Origin of the sequence: Ruminococcus sp. AM43-6 (assembly GCF_003461785.1) — a bacterium.
In the GTDB taxonomy this organism is placed as follows: domain Bacteria; phylum Bacillota; class Clostridia; order Oscillospirales; family Ruminococcaceae; genus Hominimerdicola; species Hominimerdicola aceti.
In genome coordinates this window covers 20,271-38,717 of the sequence record NZ_QTXU01000014.1, presented here as the reverse complement: position 1 = coordinate 38,717, position 18,447 = coordinate 20,271, and the positions used below count along the sequence as shown (strand labels likewise).

At 46.4% G+C, this 18,447-nt stretch carries 19 protein-coding genes, 1 tRNA gene and 1 pseudogene; 15 read left to right on the top strand and 6 right to left on the bottom strand.

Features of this window, described 5'->3' with window-relative positions; all coding sequences use genetic code 11:
* Nucleotides 1-131: 131 nt before the first annotated feature.
* Nucleotides 132-377 carry a TM1266 family iron-only hydrogenase system putative regulator gene (locus DW938_RS08825; protein WP_118124525.1) on the bottom strand — a complete coding sequence of 82 codons (246 nt, stop codon included), beginning with the start codon at nucleotides 375-377 and terminating at the stop codon, nucleotides 132-134.
* Between the two features lie 226 nt (nucleotides 378-603).
* On the opposite strand from DW938_RS08825, the gene DW938_RS08820 reads away from it, so the two are divergent.
* From DW938_RS08820 to DW938_RS08790, 8 genes are all read left to right on the top strand, one after another.
* Entirely contained in the window at nucleotides 604-846 is a 243-nt protein-coding gene (locus DW938_RS08820) for a FeoA family protein (RefSeq protein WP_022287113.1), read from the top strand.
* Nucleotides 843-2,849: a ferrous iron transport protein B gene (gene feoB / locus DW938_RS08815; protein ID WP_117859321.1), complete on the top strand. Its 2,007-nt coding sequence runs from the start codon at nucleotides 843-845 to the stop codon at nucleotides 2,847-2,849. Before DW938_RS08820 ends, feoB begins: the two co-directional genes overlap by 4 nt.
* Complete coding sequence (locus tag DW938_RS08810; RefSeq protein ID WP_181984399.1) at nucleotides 2,846-2,986, top strand: FeoB-associated Cys-rich membrane protein; 141 nt, start codon at nucleotides 2,846-2,848, stop codon at nucleotides 2,984-2,986. The genes feoB and DW938_RS08810 overlap by 4 nt, the downstream gene beginning before the upstream one ends.
* Before the next feature lie 242 nt (nucleotides 2,987-3,228).
* Entirely contained in the window at nucleotides 3,229-4,158 is a 930-nt protein-coding gene (locus DW938_RS08805; protein ID WP_117877871.1) for an acyl-CoA thioester hydrolase/BAAT C-terminal domain-containing protein, read from the top strand.
* Between the two features lie 318 nt (nucleotides 4,159-4,476).
* Nucleotides 4,477-6,363, top strand: coding sequence for a GGDEF domain-containing protein (locus DW938_RS08800; RefSeq protein ID WP_207660698.1), 1,887 nt, complete (start codon nucleotides 4,477-4,479; stop codon nucleotides 6,361-6,363).
* 25 nt (nucleotides 6,364-6,388) lie between these two features.
* Nucleotides 6,389-6,511, top strand: a complete 123-nt coding sequence (locus DW938_RS15265; protein WP_278278287.1) for a hypothetical protein — start codon at nucleotides 6,389-6,391, stop codon at nucleotides 6,509-6,511.
* 90 nt (nucleotides 6,512-6,601) lie between these two features.
* A tRNA-Arg gene (locus DW938_RS08795) sits at nucleotides 6,602-6,678 on the top strand.
* 107 nt (nucleotides 6,679-6,785) lie between these two features.
* Nucleotides 6,786-7,232, top strand: a complete 447-nt coding sequence (locus tag DW938_RS08790; RefSeq protein WP_242992468.1) for a hypothetical protein — start codon at nucleotides 6,786-6,788, stop codon at nucleotides 7,230-7,232.
* Between the two features lie 356 nt (nucleotides 7,233-7,588).
* On the opposite strand, the gene DW938_RS08785 is transcribed toward DW938_RS08790, so the two are convergent.
* The gene (locus DW938_RS08785) at nucleotides 7,589-8,062 is read right to left on the bottom strand and encodes an HIT family protein (protein ID WP_181984398.1); all 474 of its coding nucleotides are present in this window, start codon (nucleotides 8,060-8,062) and stop codon (nucleotides 7,589-7,591) included.
* A 382-nt stretch (nucleotides 8,063-8,444) separates the two neighbouring features.
* Between DW938_RS08785 and DW938_RS08780 the strand changes: the two genes are divergently transcribed.
* The 3 genes from DW938_RS08780 (at nucleotide 8,445) to DW938_RS08770 (ending at nucleotide 10,418) form a co-directional block, all read left to right on the top strand.
* Nucleotides 8,445-9,227 carry an ATP-binding protein gene (locus DW938_RS08780; RefSeq protein WP_118124522.1) on the top strand — a complete coding sequence of 261 codons (783 nt, stop codon included), beginning with the start codon at nucleotides 8,445-8,447 and terminating at the stop codon, nucleotides 9,225-9,227.
* Nucleotides 9,224-9,853: a response regulator transcription factor gene (locus DW938_RS08775; protein WP_117877879.1), complete on the top strand. Its 630-nt coding sequence runs from the start codon at nucleotides 9,224-9,226 to the stop codon at nucleotides 9,851-9,853. The genes DW938_RS08780 and DW938_RS08775 overlap by 4 nt, the downstream gene beginning before the upstream one ends.
* 178 nt (nucleotides 9,854-10,031) lie before the next feature.
* Nucleotides 10,032-10,418 (top strand): response regulator transcription factor, encoded by a 387-nt coding sequence (locus tag DW938_RS08770; RefSeq protein ID WP_118124521.1) that lies wholly within the window; start codon nucleotides 10,032-10,034, stop codon nucleotides 10,416-10,418.
* A 122-nt stretch (nucleotides 10,419-10,540) separates the two neighbouring features.
* Here DW938_RS08770 and DW938_RS14990 read toward each other — a convergent pair whose 3' ends face one another.
* Complete coding sequence (locus tag DW938_RS14990; RefSeq protein WP_207660697.1) at nucleotides 10,541-11,758, bottom strand: hypothetical protein; 1,218 nt, start codon at nucleotides 11,756-11,758, stop codon at nucleotides 10,541-10,543.
* A 48-nt stretch (nucleotides 11,759-11,806) separates the two neighbouring features.
* On the opposite strand from DW938_RS14990, the gene DW938_RS14985 reads away from it, so the two are divergent.
* Nucleotides 11,807-12,169, top strand: coding sequence for a hypothetical protein (locus tag DW938_RS14985; protein WP_207660696.1), 363 nt, complete (start codon nucleotides 11,807-11,809; stop codon nucleotides 12,167-12,169).
* On the opposite strand, the gene DW938_RS08760 is transcribed toward DW938_RS14985, so the two are convergent.
* From DW938_RS08760 to DW938_RS08750, 3 genes are all read right to left on the bottom strand, one after another.
* A complete protein-coding gene (locus DW938_RS08760; protein ID WP_015558955.1) occupies nucleotides 12,103-13,767 on the bottom strand; it encodes a recombinase family protein in 1,665 nt (554 codons plus the stop codon). The two genes, DW938_RS14985 and DW938_RS08760, sit on opposite strands and share 67 nt — an antisense overlap.
* Before the next feature lie 93 nt (nucleotides 13,768-13,860).
* Nucleotides 13,861-14,058: a hypothetical protein gene (locus tag DW938_RS08755; RefSeq protein ID WP_038670326.1), complete on the bottom strand. Its 198-nt coding sequence runs from the start codon at nucleotides 14,056-14,058 to the stop codon at nucleotides 13,861-13,863.
* Between the two features lie 138 nt (nucleotides 14,059-14,196).
* Entirely contained in the window at nucleotides 14,197-14,595 is a 399-nt protein-coding gene (locus DW938_RS08750) for a hypothetical protein (RefSeq protein WP_015558956.1), read from the bottom strand.
* Nucleotides 14,596-15,542: 947 nt separating this feature from the next.
* Between DW938_RS08750 and mobC the strand changes: the two genes are divergently transcribed.
* The 3 genes and pseudogenes from mobC to DW938_RS08735 all read left to right on the top strand — a co-directional run bounded on the left by mobC (nucleotide 15,543) and on the right by DW938_RS08735 (nucleotide 18,313).
* Entirely contained in the window at nucleotides 15,543-16,214 is a 672-nt protein-coding gene (gene mobC / locus DW938_RS15345) for a plasmid mobilization relaxosome protein MobC (RefSeq protein WP_015558958.1), read from the top strand.
* Nucleotides 16,112-17,701, top strand: a pseudogene (locus tag DW938_RS08740) (relaxase/mobilization nuclease domain-containing protein); the annotation flags it as partial. The gene mobC and the pseudogene DW938_RS08740, both read left to right, overlap by 103 nt.
* Nucleotides 17,702-17,719: 18 nt before the next feature.
* Nucleotides 17,720-18,313, top strand: a complete 594-nt coding sequence (locus tag DW938_RS08735) for a recombinase family protein (protein WP_015558960.1) — start codon at nucleotides 17,720-17,722, stop codon at nucleotides 18,311-18,313.
* The last annotated feature ends 134 nt before the right edge of the window (nucleotides 18,314-18,447 follow it).

The window sequence follows — 18,447 nt, the reverse complement described above, 5'->3', positions numbered from 1 at the left end:
CCTATGGATACAGCTTTTCTATAGCAAAACAAGACCACACGATAGTGCAGTTTTCTGCTTGATGTGTATTCTTTCGCCTTAAAGGAGAAAACTCGTTTTCGGCGTCAGGGTCACAAATATTTATTAGATTTTTACTGTGGCGAATAAAGGGTCTTGGCGGTCACTCCCTCAAGCCTGCCTATCTTGCCTGCAAGAGAATTTATAACGTCCTGCGGAGCGTCAACTGCCACACTTATTATGTTCATGCCACGTTCTCGGTATGGCAGACCCATTCGTCCTATTATATACTCGGCATGCTCATGAAGAATTGCGTTTATCTCCTGCGCAGAGCCGTTATCGTGTGCGATTATTGCAAGTATTGCCACACGGGTATTCATAAAACACCCCCGTAATGTAAAAGTGTACTTTGTCTTACTTTATGATAGCACGATTTGTTGGCGTTGTCAATTGGAAGTTATCTATTTGAATAAATTTTTTAGATAACATTTGACTAAAATATACGACATATACTATTGACAAGTAGAGTTAGCCATGGTAAACTTATTCTGTGAAGTTCTTTTAGATAAAACATAAGAATAAAATATAGCTATGGAGGAAAAGACAATGACTCTTGATAAGCTTAAAACGGGTGAGTCTGCCGTGATAAAAGCGGTAGGCGGCGAGGGTGCGCTTAGGCTGCGTTTTCTCGACATGGGACTTATACCCAAAACAAAGGTGAAAATGCTAAAGCGTGCGCCAATGGGCGACCCTCTTGATATAGTGCTGAGAGGCTACGAGCTGACGCTCAGGATAGAGGACGCAAAAAACATAGAGATAGAAAAAACAGAGGAGAATGACCATATATGAGATTTGCCCTTGCAGGAAATCAGAACTGCGGAAAGACCACGCTTTTTAACGCCCTTACAGGGTCTAATCAGCACGTTGGAAACTTTCCCGGTGTAACAGTCGAGCAGAAGGTCGGTGACATAAAGGGGCAGAAAAACTGCACTGTGGTGGATCTGCCGGGAATATACTCACTGCGCCCTTACACGCAGGAAGAGATCGTCACCCGTGACTACATAATAAATGAAAAGCCTGACGGCATTATAAACATTGTTGACGCCACCAATATAGAACGAAATCTGTATCTCACTTTACAGCTTCTTGAACTGCGTGTGCCAATGGTGCTTGCCTTAAACATGATGGACGAGGTAAGAGCCAACGGTGGAACGATAGACGTAAAAATGATGAGCGACGCACTTGGCATACCTGTTATACCGGTAAGTGCGGCAAAGGGCGAGGGTATCTCAGACCTTATCGACAAGGCTGTAGAAACCGCCCGAAACAAGACAAAGCCTGTTGTCACAGACTTTTGCTCAGACGATTCCGCTGTGCACAGATGTATACACGCAGTTGTGCATCTTATCATGGATCACGCAAACCGTGCAGGCATACCGCCGAGATTTTGTGCTTCAAAGCTTATTGAGGGTGATAAGAATATCGAGGATCAGCTTGAGCTTAATCAAAACGAGCTGGAGCTTCTCGAACACTGCATAGTGGAAATGGAGGACGAATCAAAGCTTGACAGAAATGCGGCACTTGCAGATATGCGATACGACTTTATCGAGAAAGTCGTTGCCATAAGCGTTGTGAAATGCCACGAGAGCCGAGAACACAAGCGGAGCGTAAAAATAGACCGCATACTAACGGGAAAATACACTGCACTGCCTGTATTTTTCGGGATAATGTTTCTTGTATTTTTCCTCACATTCAATGTTATCGGCTCGACATTATCAGATTGGCTTTCTCTCGGCATAGACAAGCTCACCGACCTAGCAGACAAAGGGCTTACAGCCTACGGCATAAACCCTGTTGTACACAGCCTTATAATAGACGGAGTTTTTGCAGGCGTTGGAAGCGTTCTAAGCTTTCTGCCTATAATAGTGACGCTGTTCTTTTTCCTTTCCATACTGGAGGACACGGGCTACATGGCACGAGTGGCATTCGTAATGGACAAGCTTCTTAGAAAGATCGGTCTTTCGGGACGAAGCTTCGTGCCTATGCTCATAGGCTTCGGCTGTTCTGTGCCTGCTATAATGGCAACGAGGACGCTTGTATCAGACCGTGACAGAAAAATGACCATACTTCTTACCCCTTACATGAGCTGTTCGGCAAAGATACCCATTTACGCAGTTTTCTGTGCAGCATTTTTCAAAAAATATCAGGCGCTTGTGATGATAGGCTTATACATAACGGGCATAGTGCTTGGGATAATAGTTGCACTGATACTGAAAAATACAGCTTTCCGTGGCAAGCCTGTGCCGTTTGTAATGGAGCTTCCAAACTATCGTCTTCCTTCGGCAAAAAGCGTAGGACTTCTTCTTTGGGACAAGGCAAAGGACTTTATACAAAGAGCTTTCACAGTTATATTCTTTGCGACTATCATAATATGGTTTTTGGAGACCTTTGACGCAAAGCTCAACGTTGTAAAAGACTCCTCCGACAGCCTGCTCGCTCTTATCGGTCAGGCTATATCGCCAATATTCAAGCCATTGGGCTTTGCAGATTGGAGAGTGACCACCTCGCTTATTTCGGGCTTCACTGCAAAAGAGGCGGTAGTAAGCACAATGGCGGTACTGATGAACACAAGCACTGCAAATCTTGGCACTGCTCTTTCGGGAGCATTCTCCACCCTTTCCGCACTGAGCTTTCTCGTATTCACCCTGCTTTACACCCCATGTGTTGCGGCGGTGGCGACCATAAAGAGAGAACTTGATTCAAGGATACAGACAGTTGGCGTTGTGATAATGCAGTGCATGGTGGCATGGCTGTGCGGCTGTGCGGTATATCAGATAGGAGCATTATTATGAATACAGCCGACTGGGTAGTGGTGATACTTCTGCTTTTATGGGCAGTGGCGGCGGCAATAAGTATATCAAAGCAAAAGAAAAAAGGTAAGTGCTGTGGCTGTTGCTCACACTGTCACAGCAGATGCGGCAAAAAATAAGGCATAAAAGTAGCGGAGAACTGCAAAAAGAATGCGTTCTCCGCCATTTTATTAATATATAAGCAACACTAAGAAAATCAAAAATTTACAATACAACTGACTTTTTTCGTTAATATACCTGACAAATAAGCAAAAGTGTGATATAATATAGCTTAGGGCGAAGTAATCTACCCTGTTTTTTTTGAAATATGGTTAGTTTAATCTAACTTTATAAAGAAAACCAACTTAGAAAGGTCGGTATTATGAAGAAACAATTTTTTAGCAATGAGAAAGACGGTTTTTATGGTACATATTATGAAAATCCAAAGGGTGCAAACTGCGCAATGATAGGTCTGTTCGGCGACGATCCTAATGACTTTATGGCAAAGTGCGGAGCAAAATGGCTTCACAAAAATGGCGTGAACGTTATGTGTATGTCACCTGACGTGAAGAACTACGGCCATGTGAACTTCCCGCTTGAAAGGATAGAGACCGCTATAAAGTGGCTCAAAAGCCATGGAAACAAGAAGATAGGCATAATGGGAATGAGTACGGCAGGAATGGATTCCCTTGTGGCAGCTTCATATTTCCCTGACATAACACTCACTTTCGGTCTTACGCCAAGCGACTTTGTATGGCAGGGCTTTGAGCAGGGCGAAAAAGACGGCTGCAAGGAATGGCCTATCCCTGACGCTTCCACACTTTCATGGCAGGGCAAGCCGCTTGCCTATATGCCGTTCGTTTATGCCCACCCTGAATACTATCACAAAATAGAAGAAGAAACCAAAGGCTCGGGAGATATAACACGAAGCACGCACCTTTTTATTGACTCTGAAAAGGCAAGAGAACATACAGAGGAAGAAATGATAAAGGTTGAGAACATCAAGGGCAAGCTTATAATGGTGGGTGCTGATGACGACAGCTTCTGGGAGGCAGGAAAATACGTCCGCCGCATGGATAAGCGCTTGAAAGAACGCCCTCACGAGTGCGATTACGAAGCCCTGACTTACGAGCATGGAACGCACTTTGTGCTTCCTGAGACAATGCTCAGAAAAGCACTTCCTGTGGGACTTAAATTCGTAATGAAATTTATTTTCAAGGCTGCAAAGGACTATCCTAAGGAGTGCGAGCAGACAAGAAAGGATATCGACAGACGACTTTCTGCAGCTTTAAAACAGTGGGTAGCTGAATAAAAAAAGCCCATAAAATACGCTATTTTGTGTAGGGGCGACCTCTGGTGCCCCTTGCTCGATATGTTTTACGATAAACAAAGACCGACTTCCAGCGAACAAAAGTTGAAAGTCGGTCTGTTATTTTTTGCAACAGCATAAATGCTTTCAAAAAGAAGATTTTTGTGAATTTTGTGAGTTTTCTATTGACATTAGAGTGCGGATATGGTAACATTAACGGTGTGTGAATATTTTCTAATAGCAATCACATATCAAAGCAAAAAAGCAATTATTTTATATAGATAGTGGTGGGTCGTCATGACCCTGACGAAGGAGCAAGCTATGTTTACAAGCGATACAGCGAAATATAAAATAATAGGTATCTGCACTTCATGCGTACAATCTGACTATGTGAGAGAGATAGTATCTTCCATAAGCCGAAAGGGTGTAAAAGAGGGCTACAAGGTGCTTCTTTTCAACACCTTTTGCGACCTTTATCACAACAGCTCCTACAACCATGGTGAAGCAAGCATTTTTGATCTTATAAATTATGACATTCTTGACGTACTTATAATAATGCCCGAGGCAATAAAAAGAGACAGCATTTCCAACGAGATAAGCAAGCGTGCCCATGAACACGGTGTTCCTGTCATATGCGTTGACAGTACAATGGATAATTGCTGCAGTGTGACATTCAATTACTCTGACGTTTTTGAAAAGATAGTTCGCCATGTGATCGAATTTCACGGCTGCAGAAGAGTTAATTTCATTGCTGGCGTAAAGGGCAATGCTTTCTCAGAAGAGCGTATAGAAGCATACAAAAAGGTGCTTGCGGAAAACGGCATAGAATTTGAGCCTGAGCGTCTTGGCTATGGTGACTTCTGGGATATGCCAACAAAAGGAGTATTGGAGAAATTTTTAGAAAGCAGTTTGGAATTTCCGCAGGCGATAATATGTGCAAACGACGCTATGGCGATAGCAGCTTGCAGCATACTGAGAGAACGCGGCATAAAAGTGCCTGAAGACGTTATTGTAACGGGCTTTGACGGCATCGAGCTTGAACAGTATAACAGCCCTCGTCTTACAACGGCGGCTGTAGATAATGATGTGCTTGGCGAAAAGATAATAAACGCCATAGACCATATGATGAACGGAGTTCCTCTTCCTGAAAAAATAGAGGTCAGCTACACCATGAGGATATCCCAGTCTTGCGGCTGTAAGAAAATAGACCCGAGAGAAGTAGGCGACAAGATCCTTGAGCTTTACCATAGAATGAACAATTCTGATGGTCACGAACAGCATATGTTCTCTTATCTTGCAAAATCAGTGGAATGTCACACCGTAGAAGAAATGGCAAAGGTAATGGCACGTTCGGGAGATTATTATAGCTGGGTATGCACAAACTCTGATTTTCTGTCAAACACGAGGCAGAGAGAACGCTTTAATAACAGCTTTACAAAGCAGATGAGAGTTTTCATGCAGACTTTTGACAACAAATACAAGACAGGTGAAGTATTTGACACCAAGGATCTTTTGCCTGATATGGAGCAAGTCCTTGGGCGCCATAACTGCTTAATGTTCTCGCCGCTTCATTTTCAGGACGAGGTCATAGGCTATGCGGCAAATTCATATAATCCTATATATTTTCTTTTCCAGAACACAAGACGTTTTATAAACAACACCAATCAGATAATGGAGAGCTTTAAAAACCGCCAGCGGCTTGAAAGGGCGAATGCAGAGCTTGCAAGGATACATATGCTTGACCCCATGACGGGGATATATAATCGCAGGGGCTTTTACAAGAACGTAAGAAAGCTTATTTCAAAGGCTGAGAAGCAGGGCGTAGGCGTATGGGTATTCTCTATTGACATGGACAACCTTAAAAAGATAAATGACCTCTATGGTCACAACGAGGGTGACAAGGCGATAAAGGCAGTGGCGTCGCTGATGACAAAATGCACTGCAGAAGGTGGGATATGCTCACGCTTCGGCGGTGATGAATTTGTGGCTGTTATCGCTGAAACAGACGGTGCAGACAGCTTTTACGAAAAGATATCCCGCAGCATTGCAGAATACAATCGCAGAAGCAAGTCGCCATATGATGTGTCGATAAGCTGTGGCTACAAGGTGGGAAAGCCGAAAACATTGAAAGAGATCGACGATCTTATGAAAGCGTCAGATCGTGAGATGTACACGCAAAAGCGTAAACATCATAGTCGGCGGGACTAACAGACATAACAAGAGGGCGGATAGTTTGAAAACTTCCGCCCTTGTTTTTATGCTATTTGAGTATGCCAACTTCCTCAAGAAAGATCTTCAGCACGATCAAAACGAGTATAATGCCGCCTGCTGTTTCTGCCTTGCTCTTATATTTTGAGCCGAACCTGTTGCTATGGCGAGTCAACTTTTTTGTCAAATAAACATTTGACAAAATTGCAAAACTGTGATATAATAGCAATTGTGATATGTTTCCGTAGCTCAGCTGGATAGAGCGACCGCCTCCTAAGCGGTAGGTCGGGTGTTCGAATCACCTCGGGAACGCCATAATGTGGAGACAAAAAAGATGTCTCCTGCGAAAAGCCCGAATATATCGGGCTTTTTTGCTACCCAAAGATAAACAAAAACGAATGAAGGCGAAATGGGGTCTGTTTATGACCGAACAGAAAAAGAATACTATCATAACAAGCGGCATCGCTGTACTTGCCGTGATACTGGCATATTGCTTCCGAATTGTGGGCAGGGGCAGCTTCTACCCGATGCTGTTTTCCTATCTGCGCAGCTTTATCTATATCGGTCTGTTCGCCGCCTGGGGGCTCTCCGTCCGTCAGCGGATCGTGCAAAAGCAGGTGTGCAGGTTTATGACGGTCACCGCAGTACTGCTCATCATATGGATGGTAGTCCGTTCGGCAAAGTATTTTATATTCTGGCAGCCGGATGCTGTCCGTTACCTGTGGTATCTGTTCTATCTGCCCATGCTGTTTGTGCCTATGCTGGCGCTGCTGATCGCCATGTCATTGGGAAAGCCGGACGAATACAAATTCCCCAAGGGAATGTCGATTCTGCCAAACAGAAAACCTGTCACAGTACCATCAGAATAGCATAAATGGAGATGCCAGCCGTACTCTGACTGCCTTTCGATTATCCTGTTCGTCCATTTTCTAAGCATTTCGACATCGGTGGTGCGGTTCTGGTGCTCGTCCAGTTTCTTTGCGTACTGCTGCATAAGACGGTGAAATTCGCTGCAATTTTCTTCGTTAACGCTGGTAAAAATCAGATTGTTCATACGATCTCCTTAATAACAAAAAAAGTGTCCCCGATAACGGGAACACTTGAATTTCACCATTCGTTTTTCATACCAAATCAAGCACAGAAATGTGAATGATAGATATTCCCATTATGGTTTGTGATTTTTTTCATATCATTCACCTTCCTTTCAGTTACTCATATTATAACATCATTTTGATTGAATGTCAAGCAGTTTGTCTATTTCCAGCAGGAGTTTTTCTTTCATTGCGGATAATTCGGATTCTGTGGGTCTGTTATCGTCAGAATACATCTTATCCATAGGATACCACCAAACCGGACCTTTTCCGTTGTTTCCGTAGTTTTCAATATCCCCGTCCTTTCTCGGGAACAGGTGCCAATGGAGGTGAGTATCACCGTTTCCTAGTAATTCATAGTTCATTTTTTCGGCCCCAAAGGCATTTGAAACTGCTTCTGCAACGATTGACATTTCCTCTAAAAACTTCATCTTCTGAGAATGATCAAGATGAAACAGCTCTGTTTTGTGTTCCTTGCACAGAAATAAAGTGTAGCCCTTAAAATGCTGATTATCTCCAATAACCACATAACCTGTTTCAAGTTCCTTTACAAAATACGGGTTAGTTCCTTGACCTATCATCTTTATCCTATCACAAATAAAGCACATATATTTTCCCTCTCAATTCATAGCAAAGTCAAATTTCATCAAGATGTAACGCTAATATTATTCTAATGCATTAAAGTAAATTTGTCAAGTTGGTCGTTTATCTTTCATTCTATAAAAATAAAATAACAAAAATCCGCAGGACTTTCTCATCAAATAATGAGCAGTCCTGCGGCTCTGTTGTTTTATTTTCCAACACTGATTTTAGTTCCATTGTAGAACACAAATGTAATTTCACCGTTTCTGTGGACGATTGCCTTCTTGACCATCACCGTCCATATAGTATCGTTCCACTCATGCAGCACTGTTGGTTGTTTTTTGAGGGTACGAATGTAAAGCGCCATCGACTTGTCCTTTTGGCTGCGGGAAGCAAATCAAAAGCGATATGGAAAATGCTCTGAGCGCACCGGACAGATCCGTAACTGTCAAGGATGATTGCTACATCCTGCCCGACAAGACCGTCTGGCAGTTTCGCACACAAAATATCACCGTGGACAGCGATCACCGCTGGCAGCAGATAACGGCGCACAATGTAACCGAGCTGTATAACGGCTACCAAAAGCAAGAGGAAATAAATGAAGAACTGGCAGAAGTCAATCGAAAGCTCAGAAAGATGTACGCTCGCATGGAGAACGATGTCAAAGAGAAGGAAAGCCTTGACCTAAAGGTCTATATTCACGATACCATCGGGCGAAGCCTCCTGACCATCCGTGACATCATAGACAGCGGAGAGGATACCGAGCGAAAGCTTGAGGCGCTGCAAAATGCCATCGGTATGCTGGCAAGCAACCGTGTCACCTCTGTCAGCACAATGGACGAGGTAAAAAGAACCGCACAGCAACTTGGCGTGGCTGTAAAAATCGACGGCTACCTGCCCCGTGATACCGCAGCCGAGGAGCTGACCGTTGCTGCCGCCAAGGAGTGCGTGACCAACTGCATCAAGCACGCAGACGGGAATGAGGTATATATCCGCATTGCCCAGCGCGGCGAACGCTATGATGTTACCATAACCAACAACGGCAAAATACCCACAGAGCCGATAAAGGAGGGCAGCGGCCTGTCAACGCTTCGCCGCAGTATTGAAAGCTCCGGCGGTGAAATGCATATTTCGCACAATCCACGCTTTGCTCTTCTGATTACGATTCCCGCAAAGGAGATCAGCCTATGATAAACACCATACTTGTAGAAGATGATCTATACATCCAAAAGCACTTTGTCGATCGTCTTGCGGCAGACGGCGAGTTTCATCTTGTCGGCGTTTTCCGTGACGCCTTTGAAGCGGAAAAGCACTGCGACGCAACCGTAAAGCTCGTCCTTATGGATGTGCAGACGCAGCATAAGCATTCCGGTCTTGCCGCCGCAAAACGCATCAAAAAGGCTTTTCCGCAAATCAAAATCGTTGTGGCTACCTCGCTTGTCGATCCCGAAGTTTTGCAAAGAGCCAAAATGGGTGCTGCCGACAGCCTGTGGTATAAGGACCACGGAACAGAGGAGCTGATGAGCGTAGTAAAGCGCACCCTGGCAGGCGAAAAGGTATTCCCCGATACCGCTCCGGCCATTGAAATGGAGGGTACGATGTCCGATGTCTTCTCGCCACGGCAGTTAGACATACTACGCCTTTATATAAAGGGCTTTACCTATCAGGAAATTGCCGATAAGCTGGGCATCTCCAAAAACGGCGTTCGCTGGAACCTGGACGATATGGTGGAAAAGAGCGGCTTTGAAAGCAGAGAAGCGCTGGTTGCAACCGCCATTGAAAACAAGCTCATGGTGATCACCTTAAAAGACGAATAAGCAAAACTGAACCCCTTGGCTGTACGGTCAAGGGGTTTTTCGCGCCCAAAAGGCAAAAATCTTTGAAAAAATCGAGATCTTTCTTCTGTTACTGGCACAAGTGCCAGTGACAAACGCCAAAAAATCAGTATAATAGATAATGTAAGATTAGGATTGTGCTTTTAGAAGGTGGTGATGAATGATGAAAAAAATCGTTCTGGACATTCAAAGCGATATCCATGCGCACACCATGGAGCGAATGCTGATGCAAAAATTGGACGATTGCCAAGTTGTGATTTCCGAGTCGCCGGACGCAACCACCGAGTGGTGCAAAACGCATCGACCGGATGTGCTTTTAATGGAGGTCAAGGCGTATTCGCCATGGATGTTCAAAGAACGAATGGCGATCCGTGACAAGGTAAAACGGAACACGGAAAGCTGTCGTGTCATTCTCTTTGTGGATGATGATACAGATGAAGAGTTGACCGAAAAGGTACGGCAGGCAAAGCGCGAGGGTCTGATAGACGCTTTTCTCTTCGGTTCGGTATCCGAAAACTACTTTGCTTCGGTCATCGACAGTGTTTAAATCAGGCAACACAAAAAGCATAAAAATCTTCAAAATAATTATGAGGGAGGAATAATAGTATGACAAAAACGAACAAACGAAGGCGCGTCGCCAGCGTCCTGTTGGCGCTTGTGATGATGCTCTCACTGATGCCGAGTCAGGAACTTCATACCCATGCCTTTTGGGACGACTACGACCAAGGCACAGATTGTATCTACTGCGACCACTACCACTGGGGTGAGAATATGTGCGACGGTTGTGGGTTCTGCACTGTTGACTGCAACTCCGACTGCTTCGTTGAATTCCACTGCAACGATTGTGGTGAGTGTCTGTTCAATACAGTCTATTGGTGCGATCAATGCTACAAGTGCGCCGACTGCATGGAGGAAACGCACTGCTCCACCTGCGGCAAATGCTACATTGGCGAGGATGACCAGCTGTGCGGCGAATGCTATAAGGGTCCCTGCTGCTCCATAACCATCTGCGACTCCTGCGGATTCTGCGATGACTGCGCAAACGATGACAGCGACCCGATGCACTGCTCGCTGTGTAACGCCTGCTTCGGTTCGGTGGACGAGTGCGTGGACGACGATGATACCGGCGTCATCCACTGCATCGATTGCCACACATCCTGCGAGCAGTGCGAGGAATGCCTGCTGAACCAGGAGTCCTGCGAGGACTGCGGCCTGTGCCTTGAGTGCTGCCGAGATAACTCCGAGGGCGGCGGCTGCCCGGACGGCGAGACCTGCGTGGAAAGCCCCGAGTGGGACGAGCACATCTGTCAGGGCTGTGACGGCTGGGTCACGGATAAGGAGGACGAGGACGAGTTCTGCGAAACCTGCGAGCTGTGCAAGGAGTGCTGCGAGGGCAACTCCGACTGCTCCGAGGGAATGTGCGCAATGGACACTGACTATGCGGATCACTTCTGTGAGGACTGCGGCCTGTGCTTCCACGACAGCGATCCCTGCGAGGACGGCTGCGATCAGCGCTGCAAGGACTGCTGCCGAGATGCCGTAAGCGCTATGGGCTGCGATCATGACGACTGGTGCTTCAGCGACTCTGATTTTGAGGATCATTTGAAGACTGAGCATTCCGGCGCCGGACATACCCACATAGCCTCCGCCAGCTGGGCGGCTGACGGAACGCAGCATTGGCACCCCTGCCGCTATTGTGACGATAAAAAGCTGAATGCCGCCAACCATGAATTTGACGCCAAGGGCGTGTGCAAGGTCTGTGGCTACATCAGCGGCAGTTCCATCGTCATCAACCGCCAGCCGAGGGGCGTCAAGTGTAAGACCTCTATCTACAGCAGTGGCGATTATGACGAAGAGCCGGAAAACGATCTGCTGTACAGTGAACATAACTGGGTCACCTTCTCTGTTTCGGCAAAGAGCCTGAAGGGCGACGAATTGACCTATCAGTGGTATCGGAAGAATAATGAGAATCCCACGGCGGCGCCCTACAAACTGCCGGAGGGTAGGTTTTACACGGGTGTGACGACCTCCACACTGAAGATGCCGGTTTCCACCCAGGCCTGCCAGGAGGACTACTCCTACTACTGCGTCATCGGCAGAAAGGGCGACCCTTCGGACACCCTGAAAACGGCGGAGGCAAAGCTGACTGCCACCCATGCCTACAGCCACAAGCAGGCGGGTGTGCCTGTGCCCACGGAGGAGAACCCCATAAAAGTACACCCAAATATTATTTACTCCACATTCTGCGGAAGCAGAATGTTTCTTTTCTCCGTAAGCCCTTTGTCAAGGAACTTGTAAAAGATGTGAATCTGCCTGTCCTCGTCCTTGCTTTCGGGACGATCACCAATCACGATGTACTCGATAAGCTCCAAACAAGTCTCACGGGTAAGCTCCTGAATATCGACATACTTCTTGATATTTTCAATGTATCTGTCAATATCCTTTTCAGCCTGTTCAGCGGTTTCGCACTTTTCTTTCAGTACAGCGACTTTCTCTCTCAGCATCTTCTGCTCATCAAGATACTGATTCAGCATTTTCACGCAGAGTTCTTCGGGTACAGTACCGAGGAGCTTTTCTTCATAGGTCTTACTGATAAGCGTTTCGAGCTGTGCAAGCCTTTTCTCACCCTCATGGAGTTCCTTGCTGTTATGCTGGCTCTCCGCATCGGCAGTAGCCTGTCTGCGTTTTCTAACGGCTTCACGGAGTGCGTCCTCGTCCTCAACGGCAAGTCGTGCCTTTGCTCTAATATCGTCAACAACAATCTGTGAAATTACTCTTTCCAAAATGGAATGAGGAGTGCAGCCGTCCATTCCGCTTCTAACATAAGTACCACAGCGATAGCTGACAGTCTCATATGTTCCACGCTTCTTAGAGGTGTGCATGGTTCTGTTCATTTTCATCTTGTAACCGCAGTCTGGGCAGTACATAAATCCTGACAGCGGAAGAATCACGCCTTCTTTTGTTGTCTTGCCGATACTCACCGATGCGTCAACCTCTCTAACCTTGTCCCACAGCTCTCTTGAAATGATAGGTTCATGATTATTTTCAATCACTATCCATTCCGACCTGTCCTTGCGTATCTGCTTGTGATTTTTGTAGGATACCGTTGTCACTCTCTGCTGTGCGAGATTTCCGATATAAATCTCATTGTTAAGAATGCCACGCACCATACAATCATTCCACAGATGTGAAGTCACAAGGGGATTATCTTTGCCTTTAAGCTGATAACGATGATCCGAGGGAGTTGCGATGCCGTCCTTGTTAAGCTGTATAGCGATCTGCTTCGGACTTAACCCTCTTGCCCTCTGCTCAAATATACGTCTTACGATAACGGCGGCATCTTCATCAATCAAGGGCGTATGCTTTTCATCATCTGCCTTGATGTAACCATAAGAAGCTGAAGCCGCCAGATACTTGCCCTGCCGAGAATTTGCTGCCATGACACTGCGTACCTTCTTTGACGTGTTGGCGGCGTGCCATTCGTTGAATAAATTCATCACAGGCATAAGATCCATTGCCGAACTGTTTCTGTCAAGCGTGTCTACATTGTCGCTCAGGGCGATGAAGCGGATATTGAATGAAGGAAAAATGTAATCTATATACTGACCGACCTCGATATAATTTCTTCCGAAACGTGAAAGGTCTTTACAGAGGATAAGATTTATCTTTCCCGACTTTGCATCATCAAGAATCTGCTTGATACCTGGTCTATCGAAACTTGTTCCCGAATAGCCATCGTCCTCGCATATCTCGATAAGATTCCACCCCTCCTGCTTGCTGACATATTCCGTCAGCATCTTCTTCTGATTTTCAATCGAAAGGGATTCGCCCGCACGTTCGTCCTCCTGCGACAAACGCACATAGATCCCGACATTGTAAGTAGTTTGCTTTGCCATAATAACTCCTTTCCAATCAAAGCAAACCATATTCGATGATACAACTATTATAGCGCAGAAAACCGAATATGGCAAGTCTTTTTTCAAAACTTTTTAGTTCTTTTCGGTTTTCTGAAACGCTCTTTTGAAAGCAAGTTCATAAAGCACCTTATCAAGGTCTTTTTCACCCACGAAATGACTTGTCACAGCATAACGCTGACCGTCCACTTCGTACACGGCTTTGCTGGTCGGCTTATCTTTATATCTCTCATTCAGCTCAGCCAAAGTAAATCCTGTATCTTTTCTTGGCAAGTGTCTCCTTTCCGCCTGCGATTATCTATCTCTACACGCAATGGCTTTTTGTTGCAGGGGCGTTACGCCTGCACAGGTGCTGTACGGAACGGCAGAGCCGTCCCTTACACAGCAATCGTTTTGTTGTCGGAATATATGTTACTCCGAATAGGAATGATCTGTTTCTGAAAAGCTCATCTGCTTAGCGTACTTTTCGGAATAGCTTTCGTCCGAGCTGTTGTCAGCATCGGCAGAACTATCGTCAGCCAGCTCACCAATCTGCTCATAGGTCATACCGCTTGCTGTCAGCTTGCCGATCAGCGTATGCTCCGCAGTCACAGCATCGAGAAGTGCCTGTCCCTCCGCACCGCCGTAAAGCTGTGAGAGCTTATCGTAGGTGTAGAGCTTGCTATCAATGATGACCTTGCGCCTGCGCTCCTGCACAGCTTTGATAGACTTTTCGTAGCTGTCGAGCTTTGCCTGATTCTCCGCAAGAACAGCATCCGTAATGATAACAGCGGACTTCTCATCAACCTCGGTCTTAGCTTTCTTACTCATTCTCATCACCTCCCAATGTATTGGATTTAGGGATAATACCCTATGCTAATATTATAGCATTCTCGGACAGCAAAAGTCTATTCGCATTGCGCAAGAAGTTGAGTGCGCCATAAAACTTCTTCATTCGTGAAATTGTTATGGGGAATTTTGCAGAAAGCAGACCGAGCATTGCAAATCCGAGCCATATCACATTGACTGCATACTGCATAGGTCACCATTTCTGATTTATTCAATACGGAGAATTATTATCACGGAGCAACTATTTTTATAAAAATCATGCCCGTTTCCTGATTGAACGTGCTTGTATATATAGAGGGGGTTTTATCCGAGTGCCGCCGTGACCTATTCACATTCTGTATAGAAATATGCTGTTGAATTTAGGCACAAGGGAGAACCGTCATGAACAAAGTGTAAACTTTTCTGAAAAACAACGCCATTTTCTCAAAAACACCGGTAGAAAAGTGAAGGGCTTTGACGTTGTGACGATCACACGCACCCCTGCATATCATTTTCATCATAAAATTTTTCTGCGGTATACTTAACGAAGCGGTCAATAATTTGGTATTAACTTATGGGAGCATATTTCATAGGACTGCCGCCCAGACTGCGCAATAACTGCGCTGAGCCAGTTTACAATTTCAAGAGTGATGATATTGAGTGCATCACGCAGGAGCGTGAGCGAGTATGACCGCCGACCTAAGCGGCGGAGAGTTTAAGTCGCATAGCTCCAAATTCGCTGACGGAGCATCGAAAGCCTGAGTGATATGAAAATCCCACAGGCTGGAAAATAGCGCTACAGCGCAACAAAAATAACAAGCATTGTATTTTGCGCCGCACAGCGAGCGAAAATACCAAATGCTTGTTAGGGACACCCCAAGCCCCGAAACGACCGCACAGCGGTCAAGAAAATCGGCTAACGCCGAAATACAAACAAAGGAGACACCACTATGAAAACCGAGAAAAAGAAGCGTGGAAGACCGCCCAAACACAAGGCTATGGAGTTTGAGGGTATGACCTACGAGGGAGCAATCAATCACGCACTTGACAAAGAGGTCAGAGCCGACCTTGACAAGTGCCTTGCCGACAAGGACGAGAGCCAGCTTACCGACGATGAACGCAAGTACCTGAAACGCAAGAAGGAGAAGAAGTCCTACACCCTCAATGTTCGTTTCACCGAATCGGAAATGCAGGACATTCTTTCCAAGTGTGAGCAGTACGGTTACAAGAACAAGACCGAGTATATCCGTGATTGTGTTCGGGCGAGGGTTGATCTCACGCCCGACCGTTCCGAAATTGCCGAGTGTAACCGTCTGATGAAACGCATCGGAGCAAACATCAACCAGATACTTGTCCGACTTTACAGCACAGGTCACATCTATGCCGAGGATATTACCGAGATAAAGAAAGGGGTAAACGAAATTTGGCATACACTTCTATCCATACGATCAGGGCAACAGTCAGCGCAGCGATCGCTTACATCACAAGAGATGATAAGACCATCGACGGTTTATATGTCAACTCTTATGCTTGCCGAGCCGATAGCGCAGGAGCAAGCGAGGACTTCCGAGCCGTCCGAAACACAGGAACAGGACGCACCCAAATCCTTGCCTACCACATGATACAGAGCTTTGCCCCCGGTGAAGTCACGCCCGAACAAGCTATGCAGATCGGAGAGGAGCTGTGCGACCGTTATCTGAAAGGCGATTATCAGTATGTCATTGCTGTTCATCATGACAAGTCGCACCTGCATTGCCACATCATTTTCAACAACACAAATCTGTATAACGGTCTGAGCTTTACCACCGAGCATAATCAAGGCAGAAAGTCTGAAAGAGCGTGGGCAGAGTTGCGTGAGATTTCGGACGAGATATGTGCTGAACACGGTATATCTGTTATCTCCGAGCCTGAAAAGGGACATGGGGTATCTCACTTTGAGAGGAATATGCAGAAAGAGGGCAAGTCGTGGAAAGATAAGCTCCGTGTCAGGATTGCGGAGGTCATGCTTTACAGCCGTGACTTCAAGGATTTTCTTGAAAAATGTTCGGAGTGCAGTATCGAATATGTTTACAAGCCAAGCAATAAGGTCAAGCTGAAATTCCGTTTATCAGGTGACGGTCAACAGAAGTTTACAAGAGCCGACACCCTGGGCGCAGACTTCACCCCCGAACGCATAGCCGAGCAGATAGCGGAGATACAGGAAAAGCTGTCAGCGGCGAATGTCACTCCCGATATGCTTATCGAAGCGCCGAAGCCTGTTGTTCCAAAGACCGAGCCGAAGCCGACACAGACAGTCACCGCACCGACAAAGCCGAAACAATCTGCCGAGCCTGAAACTATCACCGAAACAAGTGAAACCGCAAAGAGAAAAGCTGCTGCGGAACAGGTGGAGAAGTTCTTTGCAGCCCGACGAGCAAGACGGCAGGCACAGCTTGATATGCTTAACGCAACTGCTATCAATCCGAAGCCTGAACCGTCTGCCCGGACACCACAGCCCACACCTACGGAGAGTAAAGCACCTGAAAAGAAAGAAGATCCGTGGAAAGCTATCAGAGGTATGGGCAGAGCAAACGAAATCATCGCAGACCTTGAAGCTGGTGGCGTTATGTCATTCAGCGAGCTGTCTGGATTCTTCTTCAATACACCTCACTCCGATGACCACACAACTGAGCGTGCCGATCTGAAAAAGAAGTTTACAGCTATCGACACGCTCATTGCAAAGATGAAGCACCGTGACGAGCTGGAGCCTGTTTACAAGGAGTATCAGGGCAAATCGGGCTGGTCGCAGAGCCGTTTCAAGAAGAAAAATGCCGCCACTATCGAGGACTACGAGCAGACGGTCAAGTACATCAAGGAGCATATCAAGAAGTATGCTGTTGACGGCAAACCGCCGACGATGCTTGACCTTTTGGAGAAGTCCAACAAGCTGAAATCGAAGTGGAACAGGCTTAATGTCGAGCATACCGCATTCCTCACCAAGCGTGAAACGGCGAAGAAGTACACCCGACAGGTGCGCCAGTACATCAACGAACAGCAGATGAAGCGTGAGCGTGAGAAAAGCCGTCAGAGGACACAGGCTAAACATAGAAATAAAAATACACTTGAATAAAGAAAGGAAACAACAACTATGAGCAAAATAGGTTATATCCGTGTTTCTACGGAGCATCAGGAAACAGCGAGACAGCAGGAGATCATGTGCAGTTATCAGGTTGACCGCATCTTCTCCGAGAAGCTGTCAGGAGCGAACACCGACCGCCCTCAGCTCAGGGCAATGCTTGACTATGTGCGTGAGGGTGACACCCTCTACATCGAGAGTATCAGCCGTCTGGGACGCTCCACAAAGGACTTGCTGAACATCATCGACACCCTCACAGACAAGGGAGTAACGCTCATCAGCCACAAGGAGAAAATTGACACCGACACTCCTGCGGGCAAATTTATGCTCACCGTGTTCGCTGCACTCTCACAGTTGGAGCGTGAGCAGCTCAAACAGCGACAGCGTGAGGGCATCGAGATCGCTAAGGCTCAGGGCAAGTACACCGGGCGAAAGCCTATCCCCACCGACTGGACGAGGTTCGGTCAGCTCTATGGGGAATGGAGAGCCAAGCACATCACGGGCAGGGACTTTATGCGGAGAATGAATATGTCAGCAAATACTTTCTACCGCCGTGTGCGTGAGTATGAACTCCGTCACGGCATCACCGAGCCGACCTCAGCTTGACCGTCAGGCGAACGGAAATGCCACACATCACTATCCGAGCCTGCGGAGCGGAATTCTAACCGCTGAAAAGAAAAAGCCCTCAGAAACGCTTACAAGAGCATTTCCGAGGGCTTGCGGTTATTCAGTTCCAATAG